Source organism: Sulfitobacter mediterraneus (assembly GCF_003054325.1).
Lineage (GTDB): Bacteria > Pseudomonadota > Alphaproteobacteria > Rhodobacterales > Rhodobacteraceae > Sulfitobacter > Sulfitobacter mediterraneus.
Genome location: NZ_QBKU01000009.1, coordinates 1 through 13825, shown reverse-complemented (window position 1 = coordinate 13825; position 13825 = coordinate 1). Strand labels below are relative to the sequence as shown.

Below are 13825 nucleotides of genomic sequence, written 5' to 3'. Positions count from 1 at the left end.
TGCCTTGCTGTTCTTGCCCTTCTTGCCCTTGCAGCCTGCGGCGGATCCAGCGGACCACCGGCAGAGCCCGGCGTGTTGTTCCCCGCCCGGTTTGGTGACACGGACCCGGTTGATTTTGCCCACCCCAAGCCCTCGCGCTTTGCCGTTCACGGGATTGATGCGGCGCGGTTTCAAAAAAAGTATCAACTGGAACACCGCACGGCGCAACGGAGTGAACTTTGCCTTTCTGAAAGCCACAGAGGGTGGTGATCTGCTCGACCCATCGTTCAAGAGCCATTGGCGCGGGGCGGGCCGTGCAGGGATGTATCGCGGCGCCTATCATTTCTACTATTTCTGCACCGCGCCCGAAGTGCAGGCCGCATGGTTCATTCGCAATGTGCCGCGCAGTGCCGGGGCCCTGCCGCCGGTGCTGGATATGGAGTGGAACCCGTTTTCACCCACCTGCGCCCATGTGCGCCCTCCAGCCGCCGAGGTGCGGGCGCAAATGCGCAAGTGGTTGCGGATCGTGGAGGCACATTATGGCCAAAGACCGATCATCTACACCACGCCCAAGTTTTTTTCCGAGAATGGGCTGGGCCTGTTTCAAGGGTATGATTTCTGGCTGCGCACCACAGCCAAAACACCGGCAGAGGCCTATCCGGGCCAAAACTGGACGTTCTGGCAATACACCGCAACTGGGAGTGTTCCGGGGATTGTCGGGGAGGTGGATTTGAATGCCTTTGGAGGATCAGCAGCGGCGTGGGACGCATGGGTCGCGCGGCGGGCTGCACCCTAGGGTCAGGACCCTAAGATCTCTGGCGGATAGGGTGGGTAAGCCGGGCAAAAAATGCCCGGCCTACGTTTTGTTTAACCGTCTACGCGGATGGTTGCGTTTTTCGGGTCATAGGGGCTGTCTTCGACAATTTCGGCATCCCAAAGCTGATCGAACATTTTGACCTTCAGCTTGGTGCCGACCACCGCATGCTCTGGCTTGACGTAGCCCATGCCGATGGATTTGCCGAAGGCCACGGAATAGCCGCCTGATGTCAAACGGCCCGTGCGTTCCCCTTCGACATAAAGAACCTCACGGCCCCACGGGTCAGCGTCATCCGGCCCGTCGATCAGGATGGTGACGCATTTGGCGCGGATGCCGGTCTTTTGCATCGCGTCTTTGCCGTAAAAGTCTTTGTTCAGGTCAACAAAGCGTGGCAAATCGGCCTCAAGCGGGGTCGCATCGCGGCCCAGTTCGGTGCCAAAGGCGCGGTAGGATTTTTCCTGACGCAGCCAGTTTTGCGCCCGTGCGCCGACCAGCTTCATCCCGTGCTTTTCACCGGCTTTTTCAAGCTGATCAAAGAGATAGTTCTGCATCTCGATGGGGTGGTGCAATTCCCAGCCCAATTCGCCCGTATAGGCCACGCGGATCGCCTGAACCGGACACATGCCCAATTCGATGCTGCGCATGGTCAGCCATGGGAAACGCTTGTTGGATAGGGCGGTTTCTGGGTCTGCATCTTTGATGATCTCTTTGAGAACATCACGGGATTTTGGGCCGGCGATGGCAAAAACACCCCATTGCGTGGTCACATCGTGGCATTCGATGTAGCCAAATTCGGGCGCTTTATCCTCGATCGCCTTGCGCAGATAGTCGCTGTCATAGGCGGTCCAACCACCGGCGGAGACCAGATAGTACGAGTCAGTGCCAGTGCGCACGATGGTGTATTCGGTGCGCGTGGTGCCATGGGAAGTCAGCGCATAGGTCAGGTTGATCCGGCCCACAGAAGGCAGTTTGTTACAGGTGAACCAATCCAAGAACTGGGTTGCGCCCGGCCCTTTGACCACATGCTTGGTAAAGGCTGTGGCGTCGATCAGGCCAACACCTTCGCGCACGGCTTTGGCCTCTTCCACGGCGTATTGCCACCAACCGCCCCGGCGGAAGCTGCGGCTGTCGTGATCGTTGAACCCTTCTGGGGCAAAGTAGTTGGGGCGTTCCCAGCCGTTGACCCAGCCAAATTGCGCGCCGCGTGCGGCCTGACGGTCATAAGACGGCGAGGTGCGCAGAGGGCGGCAGGCGGGGCGCTCTTCGTCCGGGTGGTGCAGGACATAGACGTGGTCGTAGCACTCTTCGTTTTTGCGCGCGGCAAATTCGGTGGTCATCCAGTTGCCATAGCGTTTGGGGTCAAGCGACGCCATGTCGATCTCGGCCTCGCCCTCGACCATCATCTGGGCAAGGTAATAGCCGGTGCCGCCCGCAGCGGTGATGCCGAAAGAGAAACCTTCGGCCAGCCACATGTTGCGCAGGCCCGGTGCGGGACCGACAAGCGGGTTGCCATCGGGGGTGTAGCAGATCGGACCGTTGAAATCGTCCTTGAGACCGCAATCTTCGCAGGACGGCACGCGGTGGATCATCGCGGCGTATTGGTCTTCGATCCGCTCTAGGTCCAGTTGGAACAAGTCCGCGCGGAAGCTGTCTGGCACGCCGTATTCAAAACGCGCTGGCGCATCCTTTTCATAGACGCCCAAGATCCAGCCGCCGCGTTCTTCGCGCACATAGGACTGCGCGTCGGCGTCGCGGATGACGGGATGTTCGGCATGGCCTTCGCCGCGGAATTTCACCAGTTCGGGATCTTGATCCATAACGATAAACTGGTGCTCAACCGGGATGGCAGGCATTTTGATGCCCAGCATCTGCGCGGTGCGCTGTGCGTGGTTGCCGCTGGCGGTCACGACATGTTCAGCGGTGATGACGATCTGTTCGTCGGAGGGCACAAGGTTGCCGCCCTTTTCAATCATCTTGGTTGCGGTGACTTCCCATGCTTCGCCGTTCCAGTGGAAGGCATCGGCCTGCCATTTGCGTTCGATCATCACGCCGCGCTGACGGGCACCTTTGGCCATCGCCATGGTGACATCGGCGGGGTTAATGTAGCCGTCGGTCTGGTGATAAAGGGCGCCCTTGAGATCCTCGGTGCGGATCAGTGGCCATTTCGCTTTGACCTCATCGGGGGTCATGAACTCATACGGCACACCGCAGGTTTCGGCAGTGGAGGCGTAGAGCATATATTCGTCCATACGCGCGTCCGTTTGGGCCATGCGCAGGTTGCCAACAACGGCAAAACCGGCGTTCAGCCCGGTCTCTTCTTCCAGCGTTTTGTAGAACTTGATGGAATAGTCATGAATATGCGTCGTGGCATAGGACATGTTGAAATACGGCAGCAACCCCGCCGCATGCCAAGTGGAGCCGGAGGTCAGTTCATCCCGTTCCAGCAACATAACATCATCCCAGCCCGCACGGGCGAGGTGATAGGCGATGGACGTGCCGACAGCACCCCCGCCCACGACCAATGCTTTGACTTGCGTTTTCATATGACGATTCCTTTGATCTCAGTTGATCCTGTTTTACGGATTGGCCTTTCAAAACGCGGGCACCAGCCGACCCAACATGGCAAAAAACCGACCTGCGCTCTGCCGTGGTGACGTAAAGTGACCTGTTTCGTGAAAATTTGACGAAATCCGGGGGCAGAAAGCAGGCGCCAGAGGTCTGATTTTATCTATTGGCATCAAGGGATCAAGCCCGGCCGACGTGGTGCCTGATTTCTGGCGAGTGTTGCTGCGATCCAAATAATGGCTGCAAACCGCCCCACTCCGAACACAAAGCTTTGCAACTTGTCGGCGCAATTATTGTCAGCCCCGGTTTGTTTTTAATGTTAACAGTCATTTCCTGTATCACCGTTGAACATGATCTTAGTTTGGTCCTTGTGGCCGGATTGCTTTGTGCGTTTGGCAGCTGGGTCACCTCGCGGCTTTATAAATCCGCGCAGTTGCGACCCAAACACCGCGCGATTTCGTGGCATTTTCTGACGGCCCTGACCGCAGGTGTGACAATCTGGTGTACCCATTTCATTGCGATGCTTGGCTATCGCCCCAGCGCACCGGTGAATTTTGACTACACATTGACCATTCTGTCCCTGATCATCGCAATTGCGGGCAGCGCCCTTGGGGTGCTTTTTGCCAGCCTGTCCAAGATGCGACTTGCCCCGGTATTTGGCGGTGCGATCCTTGGCCTTGCCATTGCCGGAATGCACTATGCCGGGATGATCGCCTATCGTGTGCAGGGCGTGGTCTTTTGGGACAAAAGCTTTCTTGCGATTTCCATTGTTCTTGCGGTTGTTTTTGCCGCTCTGGCTCTTTGTCTGGGCAGCAAGACCAAACGCTGGAGCGAGTTTCAGATGACCGGCGCATTGACCGTTGGTATCGTCAGCCTGCATTTCACCGGCATGACCGCATTTCACGTCGAGCCGATGAACATTTCCGGCGAATTTGTGAATCCTGAGGCTTTCAAAATGCTGGCGCTGGCGATTGCGGGCACCGCGGTCTTGATCGTTGTCGGAGGGTTCATGAGCTATGCCGTGGAAAACCGCATCCGTCTTGAAAGCATCAAGGAATTGACCGAAGCGCGCAACGCTGCCGAGGAAGCCAGCCGCGCCAAATCCGAGTTTATGAGCGTGTTGAGCCATGAGCTGCGCACGCCGCTAACCATCGTTCTGGGGTACGCGGGGATCCTGACCAAGCTTAAGGAACACCACGAAAAAGTGGCCGCCCGCAATGGTGAACCGCTTGACCTCAGGCCCAATCCCATTGGCGAACAGGCCGAGCTTTACGGGCAGAAAATCACCGTGGCGGCGGACCATCTTTTGACGCTGATCAATGAGATCCTCGACTACACCAGCATGGAGCTGGACGACGCCAAATTGACAAAAGAGACCTTTCCACTGCCTGCCTTGCTTGATCAGGTTGCCGATCAGTTTGAGAAACTGGCACTGGACAAGTCCATTTCGCTTGAGGTCCAGTCCGAACAGATCGAGGCGCTTGCGGACCGTGGCCGGATTTTGCAGATACTGATCAACCTTGTCGGTAATGCGGTGAAGTTTTCCAACGGATCAAAGATTGCACTGTCCGCGCAACTGTCGAAGGACGGGTTTACCATTGATGTGCGCGACAACGGCTGCGGCATCCCCGAGGAACATCTGGACCGCATTTTTCAGGCGTTCCAGCAGGTTGAGACCGCAGATAACAGATCCGAAGGCGGCACCGGCCTTGGGCTGGCGATCTGCAAACGGCTGGCCATTGCCCATGGCGGCGACATCAAGGTGCGCAGCTATCTGGGGGCTGGCACAACCTTTACACTGTCTTTGCCGGCCTCGGCGGTTGTCACCAAAGACCTACCCGCCGCCGCAACATCACAAGCACGCCCCAGCTTTCGCTTGGCAAACGCAGGCTAGCACCTCACCTTGCTTGGGTCCGGGGCAGGATGCCCCCCACGTCACTCCGGCAAAATCTTACCGGGGTTCATGATATTGTCCGGGTCAATCGCGGATTTGATCGCACCCATGATGCCCACGGTGCCAGCGCCCAGTTCCTTGATCAGATAGGGGCGTTTGCCCTGCCCGATGCCATGTTCCCCGGTGCAGGTGCCGTCCATGGAAATGGCCAGTTCATTGAGCCAGCTCACAAATGCCCCCGCGCGGACCACTTCATCAGCATCTTCCATGTCGATCATGATGGAGGCGTGAAAGTTGCCGTCTCCCGCATGACCCACAATCGGCGCAAAGAGGTTCATCTCTGTCGCTTTGGCCTCTGCTGCCGTCACAGCTTCGGCAAAGCGCGAGATCGGCACGCAGACATCGGTGGCAATACCCTTGCGCCCCGGACAGGCCTGGATCATCGCCCAATAGGCATCATGGCGCGCCTGCCACAGCTTGTTGCGCTCTTCCAAGGTTGCGGTGGCCTCGTAGCCGGTGCCGCCTTCCTCTTCGGCCAACATGCCGAAGGTTTCGGCCTGTTCGGCCACCCCTGCCTCCGAGCCGTGAAATTCCAGCAGTAGCAGCGGCGTTTCCGGCAGGGACAGTTTGGAATAGGCGTTCACCGCCTTGACCAATTGCGCATCCATCAATTCGATCCGCGCCACAGGCAGGCCATATTGGATCACCGCCATCACGGTTTTTGACGCCGCCTCAACGCTGGGAAAGGAACATCGCGCCGCCGAGATCGCCTCGGGAATGCCCTGCAGCCGCAAGGTGATCTCGGTGATCATCCCCAGCGTCCCCTCAGAGCCGACCATAAGCCGGGTCAGATCATAACCTGCCGACGATTTCCGCGCCCGGCTGGCAGTGCGGATCACCGTGCCGTCCGGCATCACCGCCTCAAGGCTCAGCACGTTGTCCTTCATCGTGCCGTAACGCACCGCATTGGTGCCGGAGGCCCGCGTCGCCGTCATCCCCCCGAGAGAGGCGTTGGCCCCCGGATCAATCGGAAAGAACAGCCCCTGATCGCGCAGATGGGTATTGAGCGCCTCGCGGGTCACGCCCGGCTGTACCCGGCAATCGAGATCACCTGCGTTGACCTCAAGCACCTGATCCATCTGGCTGAGATCGACGGAAATGCCGCCCGCGGGCGCGTTGACATGCCCCTCAAGCGAGGTGCCCGTGCCATAGGCGATCACCGGCACCTTGTGCGCGGCGCAGGCTTTGACAATGTCCGAAACCTCTTGCGTGGATTGGGCAAACACCACCGCATCGGGCATCTGGTTTTCGATCCATGTGGTGGTATGGCCGTGCTGTTCGCGGATCGAATGCCCGGTTTGCAGCCGTTCGCCAAACTGTTGCTTCAAGATCCCCACAACAGTGGCGATCCCCTCTTCGTTGCGCGGCAAGGTTGCGGCGTGCCCCATACTCTCTCTCCCTTTATTCTCCGTATGCGATGCCTTCGCGGCGCGGGTCGGCCCCGCCTTGCAGGTCATCGCCAATGGCAATCAGATGCAGACCAGAGGTCAGCCCCCGCGCGTTCACCTCAAACCCCATCGCCTCAAGCGGGGCGGCCAGTGTTTCGGCTTGTGTGCCCGCCTCCAGATCATAGGTGCCAAAGCGGTTGACCGCATGGGGCACCATCACCGCCTGCTGCACATCCAGCCCCCAGTCGATCACCCCGACGATGGCCTGAGCGACATATCCTATGATGCGGCTGCCACCGGGGCTGCCCACGGCCAGCACGGGTTTGCCGTCTTTCAATACAATGCTCGGTGCCATAGAGGACCGTGGCCGCTTGCCCGGCTCTACCCGATTGGCGATCGGCACCCCGTCGCGGTGCGAACGGAAGGAAAAATCCGTCAATTCGTTGTTAAGCAGAAAACCACCCGCCATCACGCGCGAGCCAAAGCCGTTTTCAATGGTGGTGGTCATACTGGCCACATTGCCATAGCTGTCAACAATCGACACATGGCTGGTCGAGGGCAGTTCAATCGACGCGTCGTCAGCCCAGTTCAGCGCATGATCAAAGGCCGGATTGCCCGGCGCCACTTCGGTTAGCGCTGCCGCCCCGGAAAGCAATGTCGCCCTCTCCGCCAGATAACCCGGTTCCAGCAATCCCTGCACCGGGACCGGCACATAATCGCTGTCCGCCAGATAGCGGCCGCGGTCGGCAAAGGCCAAGCGCCCTGCATCCCCCATCAAACGGCGCACCTCTGGGTCAAGCGGTCCGGCACTCAGGTCGGAACCTTCGAGCAGCCCTAGGATCTGCCCAACCGCCACCGCGCCCGAGGATGGCGGCCCCATGCCGCAAACCTCATGGCCGCGATAGGGCGCGCAGACAGCGGCGCGTTCCTTGACCTGATAGATCGCCAGATCCATCTCGGACAGTACACCGGGATTGCCAGTTGCACCCTGAACAGCCGCAACGATCTGCCGCCCGATGGCACCGCCATAAAACGCTCCCGCTCCATCCTTGGCAAATGTCGCAAGTGTCTGGGCATAGGCCGGATTGCGCAGGTTGGCCCCCACTTCAATCGGCACCCCTTCCGGCAAAAAATACGCCGCCGTGTCTGGCGAAGTTGCCAAACGTGCCGCATCACCGGCCACCAGCTTGGCCAAACGCGGCGATACGGCAAACCCGTCCTGCGCCAATTGCTGCGCCGGGGTGAGCAAAGACGCCCAGTCGCGATTGCCCCAGCGGGCATGTACGTCCGTCATCAGCGCCGGCGTGCCGGGCGTGCCAACAGACCGTCCGCCCACAACCGCATCAAAAAACTTCAGCGGTGCGCCCGTTTCATCCTGAAACAACTGCGGCGTCGCCGCCAAGGGCGCGGTTTCCCGGCCATCAAGCGTGGTCACTGCCCCCGTGTCAGCGTCATACCAAACCAGAAACGCGCCGCCCCCCAGACCGGAGCTTTGCGGTTCGACCAGACCCAACATTGCCTGCACGGCCACCAAGGCATCCGCCGCCGTGCCACCCGCCGCGAGCACATCTGCCCCGGCTTGCACCGCATGGGGATTGGCCGCCGCGACCATCCAATTGTCCGCCGCGACCGGACGGCCCTGCGCCTTGGCCCCGGCCGATGCCGCCAAACCCGCCGGAAGATTTGCAAAGACACCCGCCCCTGACGCCTCGGGCGCAACGCTGTCTGCCACCTGCTGCGCTGGCGCAGCTGATCCAAGACACAAGGCAAGTCCTACCAAAGCAAATCGCATGACACCGCTCCTTTACCCTTTTTTGGCTCAAAATATTCTGGGGGAGTTTGAGGGGGCAAAGCCCCTTCATCCCTATATAAATCACTTGCGGGCTTGCCCGCACCGGCACCCTAAAGCATCGACGGAACGACCTGATCTGGCGGGCGGTGGCCGTCATCAAAGGTCTTGATGTTGATGATCACCTTCTCGCCCATCTCCATCCGGCCCTCTACAGTCGCCGATCCCATATGCGGCAGCAGCACGACATTTTCCAATTCGCGCAGGCGCGGGTTGACCTGCGTGCCATGCTCATAAACGTCCAGCCCTGCGCCCTTGATCTCGCCTGCGCGCAGCATCCGCGTGAGCGCGTTTTCATCAATGACTTCCCCGCGCGAGGTGTTCACGATCACAGCGTCCGGTTTCATCAGCTTCAAGCGCCGCGCGTTCATCAGATGGAAGGTGCTGGGGGTGTGCGGGCAATTGATGCTGATCACATCCATCCGCGCCACCATCTGATCCAGGCTTTCCCAATAGGTCGCCTCAAGATCCGCTTCGATCTGGTCGTGCAGGCGGCGGCGGTTGTGGTAATGCACCTGCATCCCAAAGGCATGGGCGCGGCGGGCCACGGCTTGACCAATGCGGCCCATACCCAGAATGCCAAGCCGCCGGCCGCTGACGCGCCCACCCAGCAATGCCGTGGGCGCCCAACCTGACCAGGTGCCTTTTTGCATCTGCGCCATGCCTTCGGACATCCGGCGCGTGACCGACAGGATAAGGGCCATGGTCATATCAGCTGTGTCATCGGTCAGAACGCCCGGCGTATTGCTGACCAGCACCCCGCGCTGGCGGGCGGTGGCAACGTCAATGTGATCCACCCCTGCCCCGTAGTTCGCGATCAGCTTGAGCTGTTCACCGGCTTGCCCGATCAATGCGGCGTCAATTTCGTCGGTGACGGTCGGCACCAGAACATCGGCGGTTTTTATCGCTTCGATCAGTTCGGTTCGGGTCATTGGCGTGTCGTCTTCGCGCAACCGCACATCAAAAAGTTCGGACAGCCGTGTTTCCACGGCATCCGGCAACCGTCGCGTGACTACAACACTCAACCGTTTCTTTGCCATGCTTATCTCCCCGGCCTTGGCCTCAGTCTATTTGAAAGGCATGGTGTCTCATGCAGCGACGAGGCACAAGAACCCCGCGCCGCAAAAGAGCAAACAAATCAGTATGACAGTGCAGGCAGCACCCATGATCATAACAAAGTTGCAAAGCGCCATTTTGGCGCTGGCCCTTGTGGCATTCGCCCCGCATGCCGCCGTGCAGGCAGGGGAAACAGGTTCAGTGACCCATCTGCCGCTCCCGCGGTTTGTGTCGATGAAGGCCTCTGAGGGCAATGTGCGCCGCGGCCCGTCCCTGTCGCACCGGATTGATTGGGTGTTCAAGCGCCGCGATATGCCGCTGCGCATCACCGCTGAGCATGGCCATTGGCGCCGCGTCGAAGACCGCGACGGCATGGGCGGCTGGGTGCATTATTCGCTGCTGTCGGGCACCCGCACGGTTCTGGTTGAGCAAGACATGTTGCCGCTGCATGTGCGCCCTGACCCCAATGCCCCTGTGACTGCGGCGCTGGAAATTGGCGTGGTGGCACGGCTTGGCGATTGCGGCACCGAATGGTGTGAATTGCGCTCAGGCGGTTACAAAGGATGGGCTCCCAAGGCACGGGTTTGGGGCGTGGCCGCCCATGAGATCCGAAAATAACAGCGCAATCTCAGGGACTTGGCCAAACCACCCACAACCCTTAGCAGGTCTTTTCAATAAATTCAGCGATGCGGCGCGCCAGTTCCGGGCCAACGTCCTCTTGCAGGAAATGTCCTGCTTCCGGCAAGATCACATGATCCTGCCCTGCCGCGCCGGGCATCTGGCTTTGAAACACTTTTTCCACCCCAGCCATGATCTTGTCATCCGCGCCAAAGGTGGTCAGCACTGGCAGGCTCAGCCCCGATAGCACCTGCCATGCCGCCCGGTTTGCCGGGGCCGCCGGATCATCCGGTGTGCAGGGCACCAGTGCCGGAAATTTACGCGCGCCTGCCTGATACCGGCCCTCGGGGAATGGCGCGTTGTAGGCGGCAACCTCGGCCTCTGTCAGCTTGGTGGTGGTGCCGCCATAGACGATCCGGCCTACGTTGAAGTCCGGCACTGTCAATGCGTATTCCCGCCAGCTTTCAAATGCCTTGTTCATCGGTTGATCTCCTGTGGGCAGCGCGGTGTTGCCAACCACAAGGCGGGCAAAACGATCCGGCATCGCGGCAACAAGCCGCAGGCCGATCAGCCCGCCCCAGTCCTGCGCAAAGAGCGTGATCCCTTGCAGGTCCAACTGCTGCACGGCGGACACCATCCAATCAACGTGCCGCTGGTAGGTGTAATCTTCCAACGCGGTGGGTTTGTCGGACCGGCCAAACCCAACCAGATCCGGCGCAATCACCCGGTGCCCTGCGGCCACCAGCGGCGGGATCATATGGCGATAAAGATAGCTCCAGGTCGGCTCCCCGTGCATCAACAGTACAGGCGCAGCATCGCGCGGCCCTTCGTCAATAAAATGCACACGCAAGACGCCACCTTCGGTGTCATCCACCTCTAGGTAATTGGGGGAAAAAGCATAATCGCTTAGCCCGTCAAAGTGGGCATCATCGGTCCGTAGGAATTGCATGGGTCTCTCCTTTGCATCAGGGTAAGCCGTGACACATTCCCCATTCAAGGACCAAACCATGCACGCCATCACCTATGACAGCTTTGGAAGCGCCGCAGATGTATTAAAATCCGCCGACCTGCCCTGCCCCGATCCGGCGGCGGGCGAGGTCACGGTCAAGCTGGTCTATTCCGGGGTGAACCCCTCCGACGTCAAATCCCGCGCTGGCGGGCGGCCCGGCGTGACCAAACCCGCCTTTGACCAGATCATTCCGCACAGTGATGGCGCAGGCGAAGTCGTTGCGGTCGGCGCAGGCGTGGATGCGGCCCGCGTCGGGCAACGGGTCTGGATCTGGAATGGCCAATGGCAACGCCCCTTTGGCACAGCGGCCAGCCACATCACCCTGCCTGCGCAGCAAGCCGTGCCCCTGCCCGATGCCGTCAGTTTTGAAACCGGGGCAAGCCTTGGCATTCCGGGGCTGACCGCCTGCCATGCGGTCTTTGGCGGCGGCGATGTTGCGGGGGACACCGTTTTGATCCAAGGCGGCGCGGGGACCGTGGGGCTGCTGGCCGTGCAGTTGGCGAAATGGGGCGGCGCAAAGGTGATCGCGACCTGTAGCCCCAAGGATATGGAAGCGGTACGGGCGGCCGGCGCCGACCATGTGATCGACTACCGCGCCGATGATTTGCCTGCGCAAGTATTGGCGGCCAATGATGGCGCATTTGTCGAAACCATTGTCGAGGTGGAGTTCGGCATCAACATCGCCATGGACACCGAGGTGATCGCGCCAAATGGCCGGATTGCCGCCTATGGCGCGGCCAAGGAGCTCTCACCCACGCTGCCGTTCTATCCGCTGCTGTTCAAGGCGGTGACCATCGACATCATCCTGATCTATCTGCTGCCCCCCGCCGAGCGGGAGCAGACCATCACCCGGCTGCACAACGCGCTGACCGATGGTGGGTTGGACTGCCCGGTTGAGAAAATCTATCCGCTGGCCGAAACCGTGCAAGCGCATCAAGCGGTTGAGGCCGCCGAGCGATCCGGGGCGATCCTGATTGATTGTCAAAGCTAGGGGCGCAACCTAAGATCGGGGCGGATTTTACCACGGATATTGTTATGCGCCTTTCTGCCCTGATCTTGTGCCTGTTCCTGCCGTTTGCCGCCCTCGCCCAAAGCGTGGACCAACCCAACGGCACCATCGCCATCGAAGACAACGCCAGCGCCGATGCCGCGATTGCCACGCGCATCCGCGATATTCTGGGCGAGCTGGAGGGCTATGAAGACATCAGCGTGACAGTGTCCTCCGGCATTGTCACCCTGCGCGGCACAACGCTTGATACGGCAACGGCGGTGCGCCTGTCAGAGCTGGTGGGCCGGGTCGAGGGCGTGGTTGCGATCGAGAACGAGGTGTTCGAGACCACGGATGTGGCCCGCCGGCTGAACCCCGCGGTGGACCGTTTCAAGGCCCGCGCCGTGCAGTTGGTGGCGTTCTTGCCGCTGGCACTGATCGCGCTGGGTGTCTTTGTCCTGATCGTGTTTGCCGGGTTTTTCATCGCCCGTTTGCGTCAGCCTTGGGACAGGTTGTCGCCCAACGCCTTTATCGCCGATATCTACCGCCAGATCCTGCGTCTGTTGTTTGTGATCGGCGGCTTGGTTGTGGCGCTGGACATCGTCGGCGCAACGGCGCTGCTGTCGGGCATTTTGGGCGCGGCCGGGATTGTCGGCCTCGCCATCGGTTTTGCGGTGCGCGACACGGTGGAGAATTTCATCGCCTCGATCATGCTGTCGATCCGCCAGCCCTTCCGCCCCAATGATACGGTCGAGATCAACGGCGACACCGGCAAGGTGATCCGTCTGACCAGCCGCGCCACTATCTTGCTCAGCTTTGATGGCAATCACATTCGGATCCCCAATGCGACCGTCTTCAAAAGCCGCATCGTGAACTTCTCCCGCAACGCAGAGCGCCGCTTTACCTTTGCGCTGTGTGTCGCCTCGGACACAGATCTGGACGCCGCACGTCAACTGGCGTTGCAGACATTGAACGATCTGCCTTTTGTGCTGGACAGCCCCGAGGTGTCGGTCTGGGTGGAATCGGTCGATGATTTCTGGATCACTTTGATGATGGCGGCGTGGATTGATCAAAATGAGACCAGCATCGTTCTGGCCCGGAGCGAGGCGATCCGCCTGACCCAAGCGGCGCTGGACGGGGCAGACATGGCCGCGCCCGTGCCCAGCTACCGGATTGAAAATCTGCCTGAGATTTTGAAGGCCCCCGCAGAAACGTCAACAAAATCGGAGCAAACGCGCCCCCCTGCCCCTGCACCGGTTCAGGACGTGGAAGCGACAGCCGACAAAGAGCTTGAAAAAATCGTCGATCAAGAGCGCGCAGAACTGGCCCGCCGCGATCTTCTGAATATGAATGCGTCCGAGGAATAACTTTTTGCGAAAACAGGCTTGCACCCAGCGCCCAGTCCCCTTAATTAGCCCCTCAGTTGGGATGTAGCCAAGTGGTAAGGCAACTGTTTTTGGTACAGTGTACCGTAGGTTCGAATCCTACCATCCCAGCCACTCTTCCGTACATGATGAACCGTTACTTCTGGGGTGTCTCTGAGGCCAGGAATGCCCCCGAAAATGCCCCCCCTGACTTGGTATTCCTGAGGGGAGGTCCTAT

Annotated in this window: 10 protein-coding genes and 1 tRNA gene; 6 read left to right on the top strand and 5 right to left on the bottom strand. The window is 59.9% G+C overall.

Annotated features, from left to right (window positions below; all coding sequences use genetic code 11):
* The first annotated feature begins 157 nt into the window (after window positions 1-157).
* Complete coding sequence (locus C8N31_RS14445; RefSeq protein ID WP_338063687.1) at window positions 158-775, top strand: GH25 family lysozyme; 618 nt, start codon at window positions 158-160, stop codon at window positions 773-775.
* Window positions 776-846: 71 nt separating this feature from the next.
* Here C8N31_RS14445 and C8N31_RS14440 read toward each other — a convergent pair whose 3' ends face one another.
* Entirely contained in the window at window positions 847-3339 is a 2493-nt protein-coding gene (locus tag C8N31_RS14440) for a GcvT family protein (protein ID WP_025046660.1), read from the bottom strand.
* A gap of 338 nt (window positions 3340-3677) precedes the next feature.
* Here C8N31_RS14440 and C8N31_RS14435 point away from each other — a divergent pair, with 338 nt between their 5' ends.
* On the top strand, window positions 3678-5255 hold the full coding sequence (locus tag C8N31_RS14435; RefSeq protein ID WP_025046661.1) for an MHYT domain-containing protein: 1578 nt from the start codon (window positions 3678-3680) through the stop codon (window positions 5253-5255).
* A 41-nt stretch (window positions 5256-5296) separates the two neighbouring features.
* Here the strand turns inward: C8N31_RS14435 and C8N31_RS14430 are convergent, their stop codons facing one another.
* From C8N31_RS14430 to C8N31_RS14420, 3 genes are all read right to left on the bottom strand, one after another.
* Window positions 5297-6703 (bottom strand): FAD-binding oxidoreductase, encoded by a 1407-nt coding sequence (locus C8N31_RS14430; protein WP_025046662.1) that lies wholly within the window; start codon window positions 6701-6703, stop codon window positions 5297-5299.
* A 13-nt stretch (window positions 6704-6716) separates the two neighbouring features.
* Window positions 6717-8495: a gamma-glutamyltransferase gene (ggt, locus tag C8N31_RS14425; protein ID WP_025046663.1), complete on the bottom strand. Its 1779-nt coding sequence runs from the start codon at window positions 8493-8495 to the stop codon at window positions 6717-6719.
* Between the two features lie 110 nt (window positions 8496-8605).
* Window positions 8606-9592, bottom strand: a complete 987-nt coding sequence (locus C8N31_RS14420) for a 2-hydroxyacid dehydrogenase (RefSeq protein WP_025046664.1) — start codon at window positions 9590-9592, stop codon at window positions 8606-8608.
* Window positions 9593-9716: 124 nt separating this feature from the next.
* Between C8N31_RS14420 and C8N31_RS14415 the strand changes: the two genes are divergently transcribed.
* Window positions 9717-10226, top strand: a complete 510-nt coding sequence (locus C8N31_RS14415) for an SH3 domain-containing protein (RefSeq protein WP_025046665.1) — start codon at window positions 9717-9719, stop codon at window positions 10224-10226.
* A 40-nt stretch (window positions 10227-10266) separates the two neighbouring features.
* Here C8N31_RS14415 and C8N31_RS14410 read toward each other — a convergent pair whose 3' ends face one another.
* A complete protein-coding gene (locus tag C8N31_RS14410; RefSeq protein WP_025046666.1) occupies window positions 10267-11175 on the bottom strand; it encodes a haloalkane dehalogenase in 909 nt (302 codons plus the stop codon).
* Between the two features lie 58 nt (window positions 11176-11233).
* Here C8N31_RS14410 and C8N31_RS14405 point away from each other — a divergent pair, with 58 nt between their 5' ends.
* The 3 genes from C8N31_RS14405 (at window position 11234) to C8N31_RS14395 (ending at window position 13722) form a co-directional block, all read left to right on the top strand.
* Window positions 11234-12226 carry an NADPH:quinone reductase gene (locus C8N31_RS14405; protein ID WP_025046667.1) on the top strand — a complete coding sequence of 331 codons (993 nt, stop codon included), beginning with the start codon at window positions 11234-11236 and terminating at the stop codon, window positions 12224-12226.
* 44 nt (window positions 12227-12270) lie between these two features.
* Complete coding sequence (locus tag C8N31_RS14400; protein WP_037917559.1) at window positions 12271-13590, top strand: mechanosensitive ion channel domain-containing protein; 1320 nt, start codon at window positions 12271-12273, stop codon at window positions 13588-13590.
* A gap of 57 nt (window positions 13591-13647) precedes the next feature.
* Window positions 13648-13722 (top strand) — tRNA-Gln (locus C8N31_RS14395).
* Window positions 13723-13825 lie beyond the last annotated feature (103 nt).